Raw genomic sequence first — 17,585 nt, forward strand, 5'->3', positions numbered from 1 at the left:
TCCTGGCCGCGGCCGGTGCGAAGCGTTCCTCGCGCCGCGGCAAAGACCCGCATGTCGTTATTGCAGCGGACCCTTCAGCGCGGCCGGAACCGGCAGCGGCATCACATCGATGCCTTCTTCGACGAGAGCTTGCGCATCTTCCGCAGAAGCAATTCCACGGATGTTGCGCGACGGCGCTTCGTTGTAGTGAATGCGCCGCGCCTCCTCGGCGAAACGGTCACCTACGTTCTCCGTCTTGTCGAGGACCTCGCGGATTACACGCATCGCATGCGCTTGCCATTGCGCCGCCTGCTCGTGCGACGACGCTTTCGGCGTTTCGCTCGCGCCGGACAGGTTCAACCGGGGCGCGGACGGCAAGCGGGTCACGTGGGTGGCGCCGCACATCGGACATTCGACCAGCTTGCGGGACAGTTGCGACTCGAAATCGTCAACCGATGCGAACCAGCCTTCAAACCGATGGCCGTCTGGACACTGTAAATCGAGGACCTTCATGGGGAATCGAGGCTTGCGGTGAGTTTAGCGCAAATCGTAAATTTGTGAACGACCGTTCGAAAAAAATCCGGCGGCCGGCCACCGGGGATTTTCCCGGGGGTTCGATTGTAGCGCCGCTCGGGCGCGCGCGCTGAGGGTGCTTGCGCGCGTAGAAGCGACAACGGCGGCCACGAGGGCCGCCGTTGATCTGAAGGGCGATGCACGGGTAGCGTGTCAGCCCTGCTCTGCCTTCGCGAGCGGCCACGCGCCCGACAGCGCCTTTTCGAGCCAGAACGTACCGATGATCGTCTTCACGTCGGTGATCTTGCCGGTGCGCACCCATTCGAGCAGTTCGGGAACCGTTGCCGTGAAGGTTTCAAGAAACTCGCCGTCGTCGAGCTCCGCCGCGCCTGCGGTCAGCCCGCGCGCAAGATAGATGTCGATGAATTCGGTCGAGTACGAGATCACGGGATGGATCTGCGCGAGATAGACGTACTCGCGCGCCGTATAGCCCGTCTCTTCCTTGAGTTCGCGGATTGCGCAGGCGAGCGCGCCTTCCTGCGGATCGAGCTTGCCGGCGGGGAATTCCGTCATCACGCGCGAGAGCGGATAGCGGTACTGGCGCTCCATCAGCACGCGGCCGTCGTCGAACAGCGGGATCACCATTACCGCGCCGGGATGCTGAACGAACTCGCGCGTGGCGTGCTTGCCGTCTGGCAAGGCGACCGTATCGCGCTTCAGGGTAAGAAAATTACCCGCGTAGAGCGTCGTGCTTTCCACGCACGTCTCGGCGAGCGCCGGGTCGTGTTGATGATGTTCAGCCATAGTCAGCCTCGTGGGTGCTCAGAAAAATCGGGAAGTCGCGGGCGCGCCGCAAGAAGTGAAATCGGCCAGACGGCCGACCAGACTGCGAGGCGCACGGCGCGAGCCGGCCGCGGGCCGGCGACTTGCGTCACGCCGGGCGGCGCTTGACTAGATATTGCCAGGTGAAGCCGGGGAACGCGAACACGACAAAAAGACTGAAGGTGATCGCATAGAACTGCCAGCCCTGGTCAAAACGGTTGCCGGCACGCGCCTCCAGCAGGAAGCCGAACGTACCGACCACAAAATACAGCACGATCATTTCAGCGATGCGAATCCACGCACTCTTCTTCGGTGCGCGAAGCGGCACGACGCCGAACAATCGCTGGTTGAAGAACGGCAGGTTGGCGCCCGCGAGCGCCAACAGCACGATGAACCAGCCCGCTGCCGACATTAGAGCGGCAGCGTATGCGTGACGGCCTGCAGGCAGATCGACATCAGCGGGCCCGGGATGATGCCTAGCACGAGCACCGCAGCGCCGTTGAGCGTGAGCAGCGCGCGGTTGCACGCATGGCTCTCGATCGGTGCTTCGTCCTGCGGTGCGTCGAAGTACATCAGCTTGACGATACGCAGGTAATAGAACGCGCCGAACAGCGACGTGATCACGGCGAGCACGGCGAGCCACGTGAGGCCCGCGTTCATGGTCGCTTCGAGCACGGCGAGCTTCGCATAGAAGCCAACCGTCGGCGGAATACCGGCGAGCGAGAACATCATGAGCATCATGACGAACGCGAACACCGGGTTGCGCTGGTTCAGGCCCTTGAAGTCGTCGATGGTTTCCGCTTCGAAATCGCGGCGGGACAGCAGCATGACCACACCAAACGCGCCGAGCGTCGTGATGAGGTAGACGATGCTGTAGAACATGGCCGAGCTGTATGCGCTGGCCGCGCCCGTCGCCTTGTTGTCGACGATGCCGGCGAGCAGGCCGAGCAGCACGAAGCCCATGTTCGAAATGGCCGAGTACGCGAGCATACGCTTGACGTTGCGCTGCACGATACCCGTGATGTTGCCGACGATCATCGAAAGCGCTGCAAGGATGATCAGCATCTCTTGCCAGTCCACTGCCAGCGGCAGCAGGCCCATCACGAGGAAGCGCACGGCCCAGGCGAATGCCGCGACTTTCGGACCGCCGCCGGTGAGCAGCGTCATGGCCGTAGGCGCGCCTTGATAGACGTCGGGTACCCACATATGGAACGGCACCGCGCCCATCTTGAACGCCACGCCGGCGACGATGAACACCACGCCGAACAGCAGGACGATATCGTTGATGTGACCCGAAGCCACGGCCTTGAACACTTCGTTCAACTCGAGCGAGCCGGTCGCGCCGTACAGCATCGAGATGCCATAGAGCAGGAAACCCGAAGCGAGCGCACCCAGCACGTAGTACTTCATCGCGGCTTCGTTCGACTGCGCCGCGTTACGACGCAGTGCGATGACCGCGTAGAGCGAGAGCGACATCAGCTCGAGGCCGAGGTACAGCGTGAGGAAGTTATTGCCCGAGATCATTGTGATCTGGCCGAGCAGCGAGAACATGCCAAGCAGGAAGAACTCGCCCCGGAACATGTCGCGGTCTTCGAGATACTTGCGCGAGTACACGATCGTGACCGCGTAGCCGAGCGTGACCACCGACTTCATCGCGCTCGCGAACGGATCGATCACGTACATCCGCGTGAAGTAGTAGTACACGTGCGGATCGAACGCGTTCACCGCAAACCAGATACCGGCTATGACCGTGGTCAGCAGCGCGATGAAATAGGTTGTGCGACGGCCCGAAGGGCCGGTGAACGTGTCGTTGAGCCACGCGACGACGAGGCCGGTCATCACCAGCGCGTCGGGTAGCAGAGCGTTCAAAGGGGCGTTTGGCATGATCTTTTGTTCCTCCGCTCGGTATTACTGTGACAGCGGCAGTTTCGACACTGCGACGTGGGAGAGGAGGTTTTCCACGGAGACGTGCATCACATCGGTAAAGGGCTTCGGGTAGATGCCCATGAAAAGCGTAAACAGCGCGAGCACCGCAAGCATGAAGTATTCGCGACAGTTGATGTCCTTCAGCTCGCGAACGTGATCGTTCGCGACGGCGCCGAAGTACACCCGCTTGTACATCCACAACGTATAGGCCGCGCCCAGGATCAGCGTGAACGCCGCCCCGAAAGCGATCCAGAAGTTGTACTGCACGGCCGCCAGAATCACCATGAATTCGCCGACGAATCCAGAGGTGCCCGGCAGGCCGCAATTGGCCATGGCGAACAGCATGACCAGCGCCGCGAACTTCGGCATGGTGTTGACCACACCGCCGTAGTCCGCGATATCGCGTGTGTGCATACGGTCGTACAGCACGCCGATGCACAGGAACATGGCGCCCGAGACAAAGCCGTGCGAAATCATCTGGATGATCCCGCCTTCCATCGCGAGCTGGCTCGACGGGCCGAACATAAAGAAGCCGAGCGTGACGAAGCCCATGTGGGCAATCGACGAGTACGCGACCAGCTTCTTCATGTCCGCCTGCACCATCGCCACGAGGCCGATGTAGATCACGGCGATCAACGACAGCGTGATGATGATCGGCGCCAGGTAGTGACTTGCGTCCGGCGTGACCGGCAGCGAGAAACGCAGGAAACCGTACGCGCCAAGCTTGAGCATGATCGCGGCCAGCACGACCGACCCGCCCGTCGGCGCTTCGACGTGCGCGTCCGGCAACCACGTGTGGACCGGCCACATCGGCACCTTGACGGCGAACGCGAAGAAGAACGCGATGAACAGCAAGATTTGCGGCGTCATGGCGATCTTCGCGGCCTGCCAGGAGGCGAGGTCGAAGGTCCCGGTAATACGGTACAGGTACAGCAACGCGACCAGCATGAGCAGCGAGCCGGCCAGCGTGTAGAGAAAGAACTTGAACGCTGCGTACACACGGTTCGGTCCGCCCCACACGCCGATGATGATGTACATCGGAATGAGCGTGGCTTCGAAGAAAACGTAGAACAACAGACCGTCGGCGGCGCAGAAAACGCCGATCATGATGCCCGAAAGGATGAGGAACGACGCGTAATACTGCGCGACGTTCTTCGTGATGACCTGCCAGCCCGCGATCACGACGATCACGGTGATGAGGGCCGTGAGCACGACGAACCACATCGCAATGCCGTCGACGCCCAGGTGATACGAAATATTGAACCGCTCGATCCAGACCGACTTCTCCTCGAACTGCAGGGAAGCGGTGGTCGTATCGAAGCCCGCAACGAGCGGAAGGGTGACGAGGAAACTAAGCACCGAACCGATGAGTGCGAGCCAGCGGTCCGCACTCGGGTTCCGACGGGAACCCACTACAAGAACGATGATGCCGAATACGATCGGCATCCAGATCGCAATACTGAGAATCGGAGTTGCGTGCATGCGTTTCCTCGCCTTATTTTGCCTTATTTGCCGCCGAGCGTTACAAACAGGGTAAGGAGGCCAAGCATGCCAATGATCATGGCAAATGCGTAGTGGTAGATGTAGCCGGATTGCAGGAAACGAATGACAGTTGCAAACCAGCCGATAAACTTGGCGCTCCCGTTTACGACGCCATCGATCACGACGACATCGCCCTCCTTCCACAGACCGCGACCGATAGCGACTGCTCCGCGAGCGAAGACGATTTCGTTGATCTTGTCGAGGTAATACGCGTTTGCCAGCAGCTTGTAGACCGGCGAGAACGTGCGCGACACGACGGCCGGCAGATCCGGGCGCTTCATGTAGAAGAACCACGCCACCACCACACCCGCGAGTGCGAGCCACACCGGCAGACCCGAGAACGCATGCGCGCCCATCGCGGCCCAGCCCTGGAATTCCTTGCCCATCTCCGTGAGCGCTTCGTGGTTCTCGCCAACAAAGATGACGTTCTGGAACGCCACGCCATGCGAGAAGAAGTCACCGAAGAGCAGCGGCTGGATCGCGATCGCACCGGCGATCACCGAGGGGATCGCGAGCAGAACGAGCGGCACCCAGATGACCCACGGCGACTCGTGCGGCACATGTACGTGGTGCTCGTCGTGACCGTGGCCGTGATCGCCGTGACCGTTGTGGGCCGCATTAGCGGCTTCGATCGCCATCGGCGACTCGGGATGCTTCGGACCGCGGAAGCGCTCTTCACCGTGGAACACGAGGAAATACATGCGGAACGAGTACAGCGCCGTCACGAACACGCTGGCAACCACTGCGAAGTAAGCGAAGCCCGAACCCGGCAGGTGCGAGAGCTTCACGGCGTCGATGATCGAGTCCTTCGAGTAGAAGCCCGAGAAGAACGGCGTGCCGATCAGCGCGAGCGAACCGACGAGCGAGGTGATCCACGTGATGGGCATGTACTTGCGCAGACCGCCCATGTTGCGCATGTCCTGGTCATGGTGCATACCGATGATGACCGAACCCGCGCCGAGGAACAGCAGCGCCTTGAAGAATGCGTGCGTCATCAGATGGAAGATCGCGACCGGGTAAGCCGACACGCCGAGTGCGACCGTCATGTAGCCGAGCTGCGACAGCGTGGAATAAGCGACCACCCGCTTGATGTCGTTCTGCACGATACCAAGGAAACCCATGAAGAGCGCGGTGATAGCGCCGATCACGACGATGAAGGAGAGCGCGGCTTCCGAAAGCTCGAACAGCGGCGACATACGTGCGACCATGAAGATACCGGCCGTCACCATGGTTGCCGCGTGAATCAGCGCGGAAATCGGCGTCGGGCCTTCCATCGAGTCCGGGAGCCAGACGTGCAGCGGGAACTGCGCCGACTTACCCATTGCGCCGATGAAGAGGCAGATACACGCAACGGTGAGCAGGTTCCACGAGGTGCCCGGGAACGTCAGCGCGGCAATTTCATGACCCTTCGCGAAGATGTCGTTGTAGTTCAGCGAGCCGCCGTACGCGAGCAGAAGGCCAATACCGAGCAGGAAGCCGAAGTCGCCCACGCGGTTCACGAGGAACGCCTTCATGTTCGCGTAGATGGCGCTTTCACGCTTGAAGTAGAAGCCGATCAGCAGGTACGAGACGAGACCCACCGCTTCCCAGCCGAAGAACAGCTGCAGGAAGTTGTTGCTCATCACGAGCATCAGCATCGAGAACGTGAAGAGCGCGATGTACGAGAAGAAGCGCTGATAGCCCTCTTCTTCCGCCATGTAGCCGATCGTGTAGATGTGCACCATCAGCGACACAAAAGTCACGACGACCATCATGAGCGCCGTCAACGAGTCGATGAGGAAGCCCACTTCGAACTTCAGGCCGCCGACCGACATCCATTCGTAGACAGTCGCGTTGAAGCTCGCACCGCCCATCACGTCGAACAACGTGATGCACGAAAGCACGAATGCAATCGCGACGCCAAGAATGGTCACCGTATGCGCGCCCGCGCGCCCGACCGTTTTGCCGAACAAACCGGCAATGAGAGAACCGGCGAGAGGCGCCAGCGGGATCGCCAGCAATAAGGTTTCGTTGAGTGTTGTTGCCATAGCAGCCTGCCTTAGCCTTTGAGCTGATCGAGGTCCTCGACGTTGATCGTGTCGAGGCTGCGGAACAGAGTCACAAGAATAGCCAGACCAATCGCGGCTTCCGCTGCCGCAACAGTTAGCACGAAGAACACGAAAATCTGTCCGTGAACGTCACCGAGATAATGCGAGAACGCGACGAAATTCGTGTTCACCGCCAACAGCATCAGCTCAATCGCCATCAGGATGATGATGACGTTGCGCCGATTGAGAAAAATGCCAACGATCGAGATCGCAAAAAGGATCGCGCCGAGGACGAGGTAATGGGCCAGTGTCAGCATGGTTCGCTCCTTCGCGCTTAGCTCTTCGTTGCCGGTGCAGCCGCGGGGGCACCAGCCGTGCCTGCCGCGGGCGCAGCCCCGGCTTCGGCTTGCGCCGGTTCTGCCGGCTCCGGCACTTCCACGACGGCCTGCATCTTCACGAGGCGCACGCGGTCCTGGCGACGCACGCTGACCTGCTTCGACACGTTCTGGCGCTTCGAGTCTTTCGGCTCGCGCACGGTCAGTGCGATGGCCGCGACAATCGCCACCAGCAGTACGAGGCCGGCGACTTCGAAGGCGAAGATGTAGTCGGTGTAGATGATCTTGCCAATCAGGTGCGCGTTCGAGATCGCGGCGGCGGCAGCTGGCGTGGTGTCGGGCACCGGCGTGGTCGTCGCGCCGTAGCCGTGCCACAGGATCAGCGCGGTTTCCACCACGATGATCGCGCCCACGATGGTCGCCACCGGGATAAAGCGCTTGAAGTCGCGGCTCAGCACGTCGACGTTGATGTCCAGCATCATCACCACGAACAGGAACAGCACCATCACTGCGCCCACGTAGACGAGCACCAGCAGGATCGCGAGGAATTCGGCCTCGAGCAGCATCCAGATCGCGGCCGCGTTGAAGAACGCGAGCACGAGGAAGAGCGCAGACGCGACAGGATTGCGCGAAGTGATCACCTTCAGCCCTGACAGCGTGAGCAGCAGCGCGAAGATGTAGAACAGGACGGTCGTGAATTCCATGATTACTGGTTCATCGTTGAGGCCTTCGTGAAGCGGATTGCGCGGCGCAGACTGGCGGCCAGACCAGGGGCGTCGCGCCGCGGCGGTTGGGCTGTGGACAAGCGCGGCTCGTTTGGCACACGCGTTTCCCACAGCCTGCCCGAACCGCGGGCCGATGCAGCGTCAAACTGAAAGATCAACGGTACGGTGCATCCGCTGCCTTGTTCGCCGCGATCTGCGCTTCATAGCGATCGCCAACGGCCAGCAGCATATCCTTCGTGAAATACAGATCGCCGCGCTTCTCGCCGTGATACTCGAGAATGTGCGTTTCGACGATCGAGTCGACCGGGCAGCTCTCTTCGCAGAAACCGCAGAAGATGCATTTGGTCAGGTCAATGTCGTAACGCGTCGTGCGGCGCGTGTTGTCCTCGCGCACTTCCGATTCGATCGTGATCGCGAGCGCGGGGCACACGGCCTCGCACAGCTTGCACGCGATGCAGCGCTCTTCGCCATTTTCATAGCGGCGCAGCGCGTGCAGACCGCGAAAACGCGGGGAAATAGGCGTCTTTTCTTCCGGGAACTGCACCGTGAACTTGCGCTTGAACGCGTAACGACCCGTCAGCGCGAGACCCTTAAGCAGCTCGGTCAGGAAAAACGTCTTAAAGAAGTTTTGGATAGCGTTCATGGTTGTGTTCGCCCCTTATTTCCAGATGCTCAACGGCGACATGTACCAGAAGCCGACCACGATCAGCCAGACGATGCACACCGGAATGAACACCTTCCAACCGAGACGCATGATCTGGTCATAGCGATAGCGCGGGAACGTCGCGCGGGCCCAGATGAAAATCGACAAGAGGCAGAAGACCTTCAGCACAAGCCAGAACACGCCCGGGATGAAGTCGAGGAATCCGAACGGGGCGCTCCAGCCGCCAAGGAACAGCACCGAGGCGAGCGCCGAGATCACGATCATGTTGATGTACTCGGCGAGGAAGAACAGCGCGAAGGCCATACCCGAGTAATCGATCATGTGACCCGCGACGATTTCCGACTCCCCTTCCACCACGTCGAACGGGTGGCGATTCGTCTCAGCAATGCCCGAGATGAAGTAGACGACGAACATCGGCAAAAGCGGCAGCCAGTTCCACGAGAGGAACGTAATACCCCAGTTTGCGAACATGCCGCGCATCTGGCCTTCGACGATCACAGAAAGATTCAGGCTGCCCGACACCATCAGCACGACGACGAGCGCGAAACCCATCGAAATTTCGTACGAAACCATCTGCGCCGCGGCGCGCATGGCGCCGAGGAACGCGTACTTCGAGTTCGAGGCCCAGCCCGCCAGAATCACGCCATACACGCCGATCGACGAGATCGCCATCGCGTAGAGCAGGCCCGCGTTGATGTCGCCGAGCACCGCGCCCGCCTGGAACGGAATCACCGCCCAGACCGCGAATGCCGGCACCACCACCATGATCGGCGCGACCATGTAGATCCAACGGCTTGCCTGCGCGGGCTGAATCACTTCCTTAAGAAGCAGCTTCAGCACGTCGGCGATCGGCTGCAACAGCCCTGCCGGGCCCACGCGATTCGGACCGAGACGCACGTGCATCCAGCCGATCAGCTTGCGCTCCCAGAGGATCAGGTACGCGACGCACAGCAGGATCACCACCGCGACGACGAGAATGCGCACCAGCGCCCACACGGTGGGCCATGCCACGCCGAGCAGCTGGCTGCCGCCTGCATTGATCGTATCGAACAAGCTCATTTACGCCTTCTCCACCAGCAGTTCACCGAACAGGCTGCCGAGTTGCGCACCAGCCGGCGTCGCCGCCGACACGCGCACCACCGTCGGCGCAAGATTCGCATCGCGCGTTGCGGGCGCCGTTACCGACAGATCGCCTTGGCGCACGCGCACGGCGTCGCCTTCCTTCAGGCCGAGCTGGTCGAAGTATGCCGCCGGCAGGCCGATCGCGTTCGCCAAGCGGGCAGCCGTGGTGAGCTGCAGCGCTTCGCCGCGGCGCACGATTTGATCGGCGTGGTAAATGGGTACGTCGGCGATGCGCTCGAAGCGGCCTTCCGCGGCTTTCGCGAGGCTGCCGCGCGCAACCGTAGCGCTGGCCTTGTTCGACAGACGGCCTTCGAAGCTGCCGTCGCCGAGCGCTTTGCGGCGCACTTCTTCGGCCGTGTCGTACTCGAAGCCCTTCGCGCCCAGGAGCGTGCCGAGCACGCGCAGGACCTTCCATGCCGGACGCGTGTCGCCGAGCGGGCGCACGACGCCGTTGAAAATCTGTGCCGTACCTTCGGCGTTGATGAAGGTACCCGAGGTTTCCGTGTACGGAGCGATGGGCAGCAGCACGTCCGCGTAGTCGAGGCCCGTCTTGTACGGCGAGAACACGGCGACCATTTCGGCCTGCGCAAGCGCGGCGCGCGCGGCTGCGGGGTTTGCCGTATCGAATTCCGGTTCGACGTTGAAGAGCAGATAGCCCCTGCGCGGCTGCTCGAACGCTTCGCGTGCGTTCAGGCCGTCGCGGCCCGGCAGTGCGCCGGCAATGTGCGCGCCAACCGTGTTGGCCGCTTCCGTGAGGAAGCCAAGCGTCGCGCCAGTCGTCTCGGCGATGAACTGCGCGGCTGCATGCAGGCGCGAGAATTCCGGATGCTGGACCGCGGCGTTGCCGAGCAGCACGTAGCGTCGCTCGCCACTCGCGAGCGATGCGGCGACTTGCTTCGCGGCGTCGGTAGCCTGTGCGCCTGAGAAGCCTTCCGGCACCGCAACGCCCTTCGCTTCGGCCACAGCCGCTGCGATCGCCGCGAGTTCGTCGAGCCATGCCGACGGCGCGGCGACGATGCGCTGCGCGTTCGGAATCAGCGAGCCGTCAGCGGTGGCCTGCAGGAAGCTGACCTGTGCACCGCCCTTTGCCGCCTGGCGCAGACGCGCGGCGAACAGTGCGTGGTCGCGGCGCAGGAACGAGCCGATCACGAATGCCGAGTCGGCGTACGAGAGTTCGGCGATCTTCGTGCCAAGCCACGGCGCGCCTTCGAGCGGCGCCGAAAAATCGCTCTGGCGCAGGCGGAAATCGACGTTCGGCGTACCGATCGCGTCCGCGAACTGCTTCGCGAGAAAGAGTTCTTCGAGCGTGCTGTGCGGGCTCGCGAGCAGCGCAAGCTGGTTCTCACCGTGCTCGTCGCAAATGCCTTTGATGCCCTTCACGACGTATTCCAGTGCGGTCTGCCAGTCGGTCTCGATCCACTCGCCGCCCTGCTTGATCATCGGGCGCGTGAGGCGGTCTTCGCTGTTCAGGCCTTCATACGAGAAGCGGTCCTTGTCCGAAATCCAGCATTCGTTGATGGATTCGTTCTCGAACGGCAGCACGCGCATCACGCGGTTGTTCTTCACCTGAACGACGAGGTTCGCACCCGTCGCGTCGTGCGGGCTCACCGATTTGCGGCGCGACAATTCCCACGTCCGCGCCGAGAAGCGGAACGGCTTGCTCGTGAGCGCGCCGACCGGGCACAGGTCGATCATGTTGCCCGAGAGTTCCGAGTCGACCGTCTTGCCGACGAACGAGGTGATTTCCGAGTGCTCGCCGCGGCCGAGCATCCCGAGTTCCATCACGCCGGCGATTTCGTCGCCAAAGCGCACGCAGCGCGTGCAGTGAATGCAGCGCGACATCTCTTCCATCGAGATGAGCGGACCCACGTTCTTGTGGAACACGACGCGCTTTTCTTCGCTGTAACGCGAAGCGGACTTGCCGTAACCAACGGCCAGATCCTGAAGCTGGCATTCGCCGCCCTGATCGCAGATCGGGCAGTCGAGCGGGTGGTTGATCAGCAGGAATTCCATCACGGCTTGCTGACCCTGCACGGCCTTGTCCGACATGGTGCGCACGACCATGCCTTGCGACACCGGCGTCGCGCACGCGGGCACGGCCTTCGGCATCTTCTCGACATCGACGAGACACATCCGGCAGTTGGCCGCGATGGAGAGCTTCTTGTGATAGCAGAAGTGCGGGATGTACGTGTCCACGCGCTGAGCAGCCTGGATCACCATGCTGCCCTCGGGCACCTGCACCTTCTTGCCGTCTATTTCAAGTTCAACCATGATGGTTAATCGTCCCTAACCTGTTACCGCTCAATTTCACAGCGGCATTCCCCGTTGCGTCGTGCTACGCCGCGATGTGCGCAACCCGGCACAACGCGCTGTCCTTCGCTTTCAGGCGGCCACTGTTTCCGTGGCCGCGTGCGAGCCGGCATGACCGCCGACGAGACAGCGCTTGTTGTGCACGTGATATTCGAATTCGTCCCAGTAGTGCTTGAGCATGCCGCGCACCGGCATGGCCGCCGCGTCGCCGAGCGCGCAGATCGTGCGGCCCATGATGTTGCCCGCCACCGAGTTCAGCAGGTCCAGGTCTTCCTGGCGACCCTCGCCGTGCTCGATGCGGTTCACCACGCGATACAGCCAGCCCGTGCCTTCGCGGCACGGCGTGCACTGCCCGCATGACTCTTCGTAATAGAAGTACGAGAGACGCAGCAGCGAGCGCACCATGCAGCGCGTTTCGTCCATGACGATGACCGCGCCCGAGCCGAGCATCGAGCCCTGCTTGGCGATGGAGTCATAGTCCATGTCCGTCTGCATCATCAGGTCGCCCGGAATGACCGGCGCCGACGAGCCGCCCGGAATCACGGCCTTCAGCTTCTTGCCGCCACGCACGCCGCCGGCGAGCTCCATGAGCTTCGCGAACGGGGTGCCGAGCGGAATCTCGTAGTTGCCCGGACGCTCCACGTCGCCCGAGATCGAGAAGATCTTCGTGCCGCCGTTGTTCGGCTTGCCGAGCTCCATGTACGTCTGCGGACCCACGGTCAGCAGGAACGGCACCGCGGCGAACGTCTCGGTGTTGTTGATTGTCGTCGGCTTGCCATACACGCCGAAGCTCGCCGGGAAAGGCGGCTTGAAGCGCGGCTGGCCCTTCTTGCCTTCGAGCGACTCGAGCAGCGCGGTTTCCTCGCCGCAGATGTACGCGCCATAGCCATGGTGAGCGTGCAGCTGGAACGAGAAGTCCGTGCCGAGAATGTTGTCGCCGAGATAGCCGGCCTGGCGCGCTTCTTCCAGCGCGGCCTCGAAGCGGCGATACACCTCGAAAATTTCGCCGTGGATGTAGTTGTAGCCCACGGTGATACCCATCGCGTATGCGCCGATGGCCATGCCTTCGATCACGCTATGCGGATTCCAGCGCAGGATGTCGCGGTCCTTGAACGTGCCCGGCTCGCCCTCGTCCGAGTTGCAGACGAGATACTTCTGCCCCGGAAACTGACGCGGCATGAAACTCCACTTCAGGCCCGTCGGAAAGCCCGCGCCGCCGCGGCCGCGCAGACCGCTCGCCTTCACGTCGGCGATCACCTGCTCGGGCGGAATCTTCTCTTCGAGAATACGGCGCAGCTGCTTGTAGCCGCCGCGCGCGACGTAGTCTTCGAGATGCCAGTTCTCGCCGTTAAGGCCCGCGAGAATCAGCGGTTTGATGTGACGGTCGTGCAACGAAGTCATTTCGAAAGCTCCTCGAGCAGCTGGTCGATCTTCTCGCGGCTCATGAAGCTGCACATACGGTGATTGTTCACGAGCATCACCGGTGCATCGCCGCACGCACCCATGCACTCACCTTCTTTCAAGGTGAACTTGCCGTCGGGCGTGGTTTCGCCGAAGTCGATACCGAGCTTCTGCTTCAGGTATTCGGCAGCGCTTTCCGAGCCGCCTTCCGGGCCGAGCTGGCACGGCAGATTCGTGCAGAGCGTGATCTTGTGCTTGCCGACCGGCTTGGTCTCGAACATCGTGTAGAACGTGGCGACTTCCTGGACCGCGACAGGCGGCATGCCGATATAGTCGGCCACGAACTGCATGATTTCGGGGGACAGCCAGCCGTGCTCTTCTTGAGCCACGGCCAAAGCCGCCATCACGGCGGACTGTCGCTGATCGGCGGGGTACTTCGTCAACGCGCGATCGATTTCTTTCAGGCCTTCAGCTGAGATCATTTTCAGACACGACTCTTTCAATTCCTACCGTTTCAATTCCCGCCACACAGACACCCGCCGCGCGTTAGCCTACCTGCTCGCTGCGACGGACGTGGCGTTCCCGGTATTTCGCAGTGCGCCCTTATTGACCGGGCGCACTGGCAGTTTGCTGCTTAGCGGTCAATTTCACCGAACACGATGTCCTGCGTGCCGATGATCGTGACCGCGTCGGCAATCATGTGGCCGCGCGCCATTTCATCGAGCGCGGACAGGTGGGCATAACCCGGCGCACGGATCTTCAGACGATAAGGCTTGTTCGCGCCATCTGACACCAGGTAGATGCCGAATTCACCCTTCGGATGTTCGACGGCAGCGTACGCTTCGCCTTCGGGCACATGGAAGCCTTCCGTGAAGAGCTTGAAGTGATGAATCAGCTCTTCCATGTTCGATTTCATGTTCACGCGCGAGGGTGGCGCAACCTTGTGATTGTCGATCATCACGGGGCCGGGATTCTTGCGCAGCCACTCAATACACTGTTTCGCGATGCGAGTGGACTGGCGCATTTCTTCGACGCGCACGAGATAGCGGTCGTAGCTGTCGCCGTTCACGCCCACCGGAATGTCGAAGTCCATCTGGTCGTAGACTTCGTACGGCTGCTTCTTGCGCAGATCCCACTCGATACCCGAACCGCGCAGCATCGCGCCCGTGAGGCCGAGCTGCATGGCGCGCTCGGGGCTCACCACGCCGATGCCGACCAGACGCTGCTTCCAGATACGGTTGTCGGTGAGGAGGGTTTCGTACTCGTCGACGCAACCCGGGAAGCGCGTGAAGAAGTCGTCGATAAAGTCCAGCACGGAACCCTGGCGCGCCTCGTTCATGCGGGCGAGCGCCTTCTCGTTGTGGATCTTCGACGCCTTGTATTGCGGCATCGCGTCGGGCAGGTCGCGATACACGCCACCCGGACGGTAGTACGCCGCGTGCATACGCGCCCCCGAGACCGCCTCATAGACGTCCATCAGGTCTTCGCGCTCGCGGAACGCGTAGAGGAACACCGCCATCGCGCCGACGTCGAGCGCGTGCGAGCCGATCCACATGAGGTGGTTCAGCACGCGCGTGACTTCGTCGAACAGCACGCGGATGTACTTCGCGCGGATCGGCACTTCGATGCCGAGCAGCTTTTCAATGGCGAGCACATAGCCGTGCTCGTTGACCATCATCGACACGTAATCGAGACGGTCCATGTACGGCACCGACTGGATGAACGTCTTGCCCTCCGCGAGCTTTTCCGTCGCGCGATGCAGCAGACCGATGTGCGGATCGGCGCGCTGGATCACTTCACCGTCGAGCTCGAGCACGAGGCGCAGCACACCGTGCGCTGCCGGGTGCTGCGGGCCGAAGTTGAGCGTGTAGTTCTTGATCTCTGACATGCGACCCTCTTAGTGTTTCTTCAGACCGCCGTAGCGATCCTCGCGGATCACACGCGGCGTGATCTCGCGCGGCTCGATCGTGACGGGCTGGTAGACCACGCGCTTCTGCTCCGGGTCGTAACGCATTTCGACGTAGCCCGAAACCGGGAAGTCCTTGCGGAACGGGTGGCCGATGAAACCGTAATCGGTCAGGATGCGGCGCAGGTCGGGGTGGCCTTCGAAGACGATGCCGAACAAGTCGAACGCCTCGCGCTCATACCAGTTGGCCGAATTCCAGATCTCGACGAGCGAGGGCACGATAGGCACTTCGTCGTCCGGCGCGAACACGCGCAGACGCACACGCCAGTTGTTCGCGAGCGAGAGCAGATGCGACACCGCGGCGAAGCGCGGGCCTTCCCACGCGCCGTCACCAAAGGTCTGATAGTCGACGCCGCAAAGGTCGATCAGTTGCTCGAAGCGCAGCGAGGGATTGTCGCGCAGCTCCTGGGCCACTGCGAGGGACTCACCCGCCTTGACGACCAGCGTCAGCTCGCCGAGCGCCTCAGTGAGGCTGACGATGCGCGCGCCGAGGGCCGCTTCGAGGTTCGCTTTCAGGGTCTCGAGTTTGCTTGCCATATTGTGGGGAGGCACTCGGCCTTTATTGACGGGCGATGGTGCTGGTGCGGCGAATCTTCGCCTGCAACTGGATCACCCCGTAGACCAGGGCTTCCGCTGTCGGCGGGCATCCCGGCACATAGACGTCGACCGGCACGATGCGATCACAACCGCGCACGACCGAATACGAATAGTGGTAGTAGCCGCCGCCGTTGGCGCACGACCCCATCGAAATGACCCAGCGCGGCTCGGCCATCTGGTCGTAGACCTTGCGCAGCGCAGGCGCCATCTTGTTGCAGAGCGTGCCGGCGACAATCATGACGTCCGACTGACGCGGGCTCGGACGGAACACCACGCCGAAACGGTCAAGGTCATAACGGGCCGCGCCCGCGTGCATCATCTCGACCGCGCAACACGCCAGACCGAACGTCATCGGCCACAGCGAGCCAGTGCGCGTCCAGTTGATCAGCTTGTCAGCCGTGGTGGTGACAAAACCTTCCTTCAAGACCCCTTCGATACTCATGTGCTTTCCACTCCAGACGGACAGCCCACAGTTTCCCCGCAGTGCCGCCCATACAATCCGGCGATTAACCCATTATTCCCAGTCGAGACCGCCCTTCTTCCAGATGTAGGCAAAGCCCAGCAGGAATTCGAGCAGAAACAGCATCATCGACAGGAAGCCCGGCCAGCCGATATCGCGCAGGGCCACGCCCCACGGAAACAGAAACGCCGTTTCGAGGTCGAAGATGATGAAAAGGATGGCGACCAGGTAGTAGCGTACGTCGAACTTCATTCGGGCGTCTTCGAAGGCTTCGAAGCCGCACTCGTACGGCGAATTTTTTTCGCTGTCTGGCCGGTTGGGACCGAGGACCTTGCCGATCGTCACTAGCGCTATACCCAGGCCAACACCCACGAGGAGGAACAGAAGGACGGGGAAATAGGCAGCGAGGTTCAAGGCTATCCTCTATATCGGTTGGTTCTGAGGTTCCGCTGGAACTTGCATCGCTCCGCGGGAATCACTTCACGTACTTCGCGCTGCGAACAGAAGACGAACACGACGTAAGAAGCAAAAATGCCAGCCGAAGCTGAAGCAAGCGGCTGGCATTTTTTAGATAACATTGGTGCCGACGGCGAGACTCGAACTCGCACAGCTTTCGCCACTACCCCCTCAAGATAGCGTGTCTACCAATTTCACCACGTCGGCACTACATGCAATCCGGGACAACAATTATTGCAACCCGCGAATCGCTTCAAGACTTAAATTCTAACTTGTTTCCGTTCTTTGTTCAACGCACAAAACAAGTTTTTCAAATTTATTTCGGAACGTCGTTGCCGGGTTGCGAGGCTGCTGCAGCCGGCGAAGCCGCCGCCGCGGCGGTTGCGCCAGGAGCCGATGCAACCGGTGCCGAAGCAGCCGGCGCCGAAGCCGAATTCACCTGCGCGGGGGCTGGAACCGAAGCGCCAAGCACGCCCGCCGAAGGCTTCGCATGATACGACCCCAGGTAGGTTAACGCAAGGGTCGATACGAAAAACACCGTTGCGAGAACTGCAGTAGTACGCGAAAGGAAGTTCGCGGAGCCGCTCGCGCCGAACAAGCTACCCGACGCGCCGCTGCCGAATGCGGCACCCATGTCCGCACCTTTGCCGTGCTGCAGCAAGACGAGGCCGATCACCCCGAGCGCCGACAGAAGCTGGACGACGATAATCAACGTTTTCAAATACAGCATCACACTCACC

The 17,585-nt window shown here is 61.5% G+C and carries 18 protein-coding genes and 1 tRNA gene; all 19 read right to left on the bottom strand.

Annotation, left to right across the window (positions count from 1 at the left end):
* Positions 1-57 precede the first annotated feature (57 nt).
* The gene (locus JMY28_RS00100; RefSeq protein WP_201693532.1) at positions 58-492 is read right to left on the bottom strand and encodes a DUF1178 family protein; all 435 of its coding nucleotides are present in this window, start codon (positions 490-492) and stop codon (positions 58-60) included.
* 213 nt (positions 493-705) lie between these two features.
* Positions 706-1,296 (bottom strand): NUDIX domain-containing protein, encoded by a 591-nt coding sequence (locus JMY28_RS00105; RefSeq protein WP_201693533.1) that lies wholly within the window; start codon positions 1,294-1,296, stop codon positions 706-708.
* Positions 1,297-1,423: 127 nt separating this feature from the next.
* Positions 1,424-1,726, bottom strand: coding sequence for a DUF2818 family protein (locus JMY28_RS00110; RefSeq protein WP_201693534.1), 303 nt, complete (start codon positions 1,724-1,726; stop codon positions 1,424-1,426).
* Complete coding sequence (gene nuoN / locus JMY28_RS00115) at positions 1,726-3,198, bottom strand: NADH-quinone oxidoreductase subunit NuoN (RefSeq protein ID WP_201693535.1); 1,473 nt, start codon at positions 3,196-3,198, stop codon at positions 1,726-1,728. The genes JMY28_RS00110 and nuoN overlap by 1 nt, the downstream gene beginning before the upstream one ends.
* A 24-nt stretch (positions 3,199-3,222) precedes the next feature.
* Positions 3,223-4,722 (bottom strand): NADH-quinone oxidoreductase subunit M, encoded by a 1,500-nt coding sequence (locus JMY28_RS00120; protein ID WP_201693536.1) that lies wholly within the window; start codon positions 4,720-4,722, stop codon positions 3,223-3,225.
* A gap of 23 nt (positions 4,723-4,745) precedes the next feature.
* Positions 4,746-6,809 carry an NADH-quinone oxidoreductase subunit L gene (gene nuoL, locus JMY28_RS00125; protein ID WP_201693537.1) on the bottom strand — a complete coding sequence of 688 codons (2,064 nt, stop codon included), beginning with the start codon at positions 6,807-6,809 and terminating at the stop codon, positions 4,746-4,748.
* 11 nt (positions 6,810-6,820) lie between these two features.
* Positions 6,821-7,126: an NADH-quinone oxidoreductase subunit NuoK gene (gene nuoK / locus JMY28_RS00130; protein ID WP_006052894.1), complete on the bottom strand. Its 306-nt coding sequence runs from the start codon at positions 7,124-7,126 to the stop codon at positions 6,821-6,823.
* Between the two features lie 17 nt (positions 7,127-7,143).
* Positions 7,144-7,848: an NADH-quinone oxidoreductase subunit J gene (locus JMY28_RS00135; protein ID WP_201693538.1), complete on the bottom strand. Its 705-nt coding sequence runs from the start codon at positions 7,846-7,848 to the stop codon at positions 7,144-7,146.
* Positions 7,849-8,023: 175 nt separating this feature from the next.
* Complete coding sequence (gene nuoI, locus JMY28_RS00140) at positions 8,024-8,512, bottom strand: NADH-quinone oxidoreductase subunit NuoI (protein WP_028205671.1); 489 nt, start codon at positions 8,510-8,512, stop codon at positions 8,024-8,026.
* 15 nt (positions 8,513-8,527) lie between these two features.
* Positions 8,528-9,592, bottom strand: a complete 1,065-nt coding sequence (gene nuoH, locus JMY28_RS00145) for an NADH-quinone oxidoreductase subunit NuoH (protein ID WP_201693539.1) — start codon at positions 9,590-9,592, stop codon at positions 8,528-8,530.
* A complete protein-coding gene (gene nuoG, locus JMY28_RS00150) occupies positions 9,593-11,926 on the bottom strand; it encodes an NADH-quinone oxidoreductase subunit NuoG (protein WP_201693540.1) in 2,334 nt (777 codons plus the stop codon).
* Between the two features lie 111 nt (positions 11,927-12,037).
* Positions 12,038-13,366 (bottom strand): NADH-quinone oxidoreductase subunit NuoF, encoded by a 1,329-nt coding sequence (gene nuoF, locus JMY28_RS00155; protein ID WP_201693541.1) that lies wholly within the window; start codon positions 13,364-13,366, stop codon positions 12,038-12,040.
* A complete protein-coding gene (gene nuoE / locus JMY28_RS00160) occupies positions 13,363-13,848 on the bottom strand; it encodes an NADH-quinone oxidoreductase subunit NuoE (RefSeq protein ID WP_201693542.1) in 486 nt (161 codons plus the stop codon). Before nuoE ends, nuoF begins: the two co-directional genes overlap by 4 nt.
* A 152-nt stretch (positions 13,849-14,000) precedes the next feature.
* Positions 14,001-15,254, bottom strand: a complete 1,254-nt coding sequence (locus JMY28_RS00165; protein ID WP_201693543.1) for an NADH-quinone oxidoreductase subunit D — start codon at positions 15,252-15,254, stop codon at positions 14,001-14,003.
* 9 nt (positions 15,255-15,263) lie between these two features.
* Entirely contained in the window at positions 15,264-15,869 is a 606-nt protein-coding gene (locus JMY28_RS00170) for an NADH-quinone oxidoreductase subunit C (RefSeq protein WP_201693544.1), read from the bottom strand.
* A 22-nt stretch (positions 15,870-15,891) separates the two neighbouring features.
* Complete coding sequence (locus JMY28_RS00175; protein WP_027819582.1) at positions 15,892-16,371, bottom strand: NuoB/complex I 20 kDa subunit family protein; 480 nt, start codon at positions 16,369-16,371, stop codon at positions 15,892-15,894.
* A gap of 72 nt (positions 16,372-16,443) precedes the next feature.
* Entirely contained in the window at positions 16,444-16,803 is a 360-nt protein-coding gene (locus JMY28_RS00180) for an NADH-quinone oxidoreductase subunit A (protein WP_028205678.1), read from the bottom strand.
* A 164-nt stretch (positions 16,804-16,967) separates the two neighbouring features.
* A tRNA-Leu gene (locus tag JMY28_RS00185) sits at positions 16,968-17,052 on the bottom strand.
* A 109-nt stretch (positions 17,053-17,161) separates the two neighbouring features.
* Complete coding sequence (secG, locus tag JMY28_RS00190) at positions 17,162-17,575, bottom strand: preprotein translocase subunit SecG (RefSeq protein WP_201693545.1); 414 nt, start codon at positions 17,573-17,575, stop codon at positions 17,162-17,164.
* Positions 17,576-17,585: the final 10 nt, after the last annotated feature.

This window comes from Paraburkholderia hiiakae (genome assembly GCF_904848665.1).
In the GTDB taxonomy this organism is placed as follows: Bacteria; Pseudomonadota; Gammaproteobacteria; order Burkholderiales; family Burkholderiaceae; genus Paraburkholderia; species Paraburkholderia hiiakae.

Coding starts and splice junctions, on each gene's coding strand:
- JMY28_RS00100 (WP_201693532.1), bottom strand. CDS start 492: ATGAAGGTCCTCGATTTACAGTGTCCAGACGGCCATCGGTTTGAAGGC.
- JMY28_RS00105 (WP_201693533.1), bottom strand. CDS start 1,296: ATGGCTGAACATCATCAACACGACCCGGCGCTCGCCGAGACGTGCGTG.
- JMY28_RS00110 (WP_201693534.1), bottom strand. CDS start 1,726: ATGTCGGCAGCGGGCTGGTTCATCGTGCTGTTGGCGCTCGCGGGCGCC.
- nuoN (WP_201693535.1), bottom strand. CDS start 3,198: ATGCCAAACGCCCCTTTGAACGCTCTGCTACCCGACGCGCTGGTGATG.
- JMY28_RS00120 (WP_201693536.1), bottom strand. CDS start 4,722: ATGCACGCAACTCCGATTCTCAGTATTGCGATCTGGATGCCGATCGTA.
- nuoL (WP_201693537.1), bottom strand. CDS start 6,809: ATGGCAACAACACTCAACGAAACCTTATTGCTGGCGATCCCGCTGGCG.
- nuoK (WP_006052894.1), bottom strand. CDS start 7,126: ATGCTGACACTGGCCCATTACCTCGTCCTCGGCGCGATCCTTTTTGCG.
- JMY28_RS00135 (WP_201693538.1), bottom strand. CDS start 7,848: ATGGAATTCACGACCGTCCTGTTCTACATCTTCGCGCTGCTGCTCACG.
- nuoI (WP_028205671.1), bottom strand. CDS start 8,512: ATGAACGCTATCCAAAACTTCTTTAAGACGTTTTTCCTGACCGAGCTG.
- nuoH (WP_201693539.1), bottom strand. CDS start 9,592: ATGAGCTTGTTCGATACGATCAATGCAGGCGGCAGCCAGCTGCTCGGC.
- nuoG (WP_201693540.1), bottom strand. CDS start 11,926: ATGGTTGAACTTGAAATAGACGGCAAGAAGGTGCAGGTGCCCGAGGGC.
- nuoF (WP_201693541.1), bottom strand. CDS start 13,366: ATGACTTCGTTGCACGACCGTCACATCAAACCGCTGATTCTCGCGGGC.
- nuoE (WP_201693542.1), bottom strand. CDS start 13,848: ATGATCTCAGCTGAAGGCCTGAAAGAAATCGATCGCGCGTTGACGAAG.
- JMY28_RS00165 (WP_201693543.1), bottom strand. CDS start 15,254: ATGTCAGAGATCAAGAACTACACGCTCAACTTCGGCCCGCAGCACCCG.
- JMY28_RS00170 (WP_201693544.1), bottom strand. CDS start 15,869: ATGGCAAGCAAACTCGAGACCCTGAAAGCGAACCTCGAAGCGGCCCTC.
- JMY28_RS00175 (WP_027819582.1), bottom strand. CDS start 16,371: ATGAGTATCGAAGGGGTCTTGAAGGAAGGTTTTGTCACCACCACGGCT.
- secG (WP_201693545.1), bottom strand. CDS start 17,575: ATGCTGTATTTGAAAACGTTGATTATCGTCGTCCAGCTTCTGTCGGCG.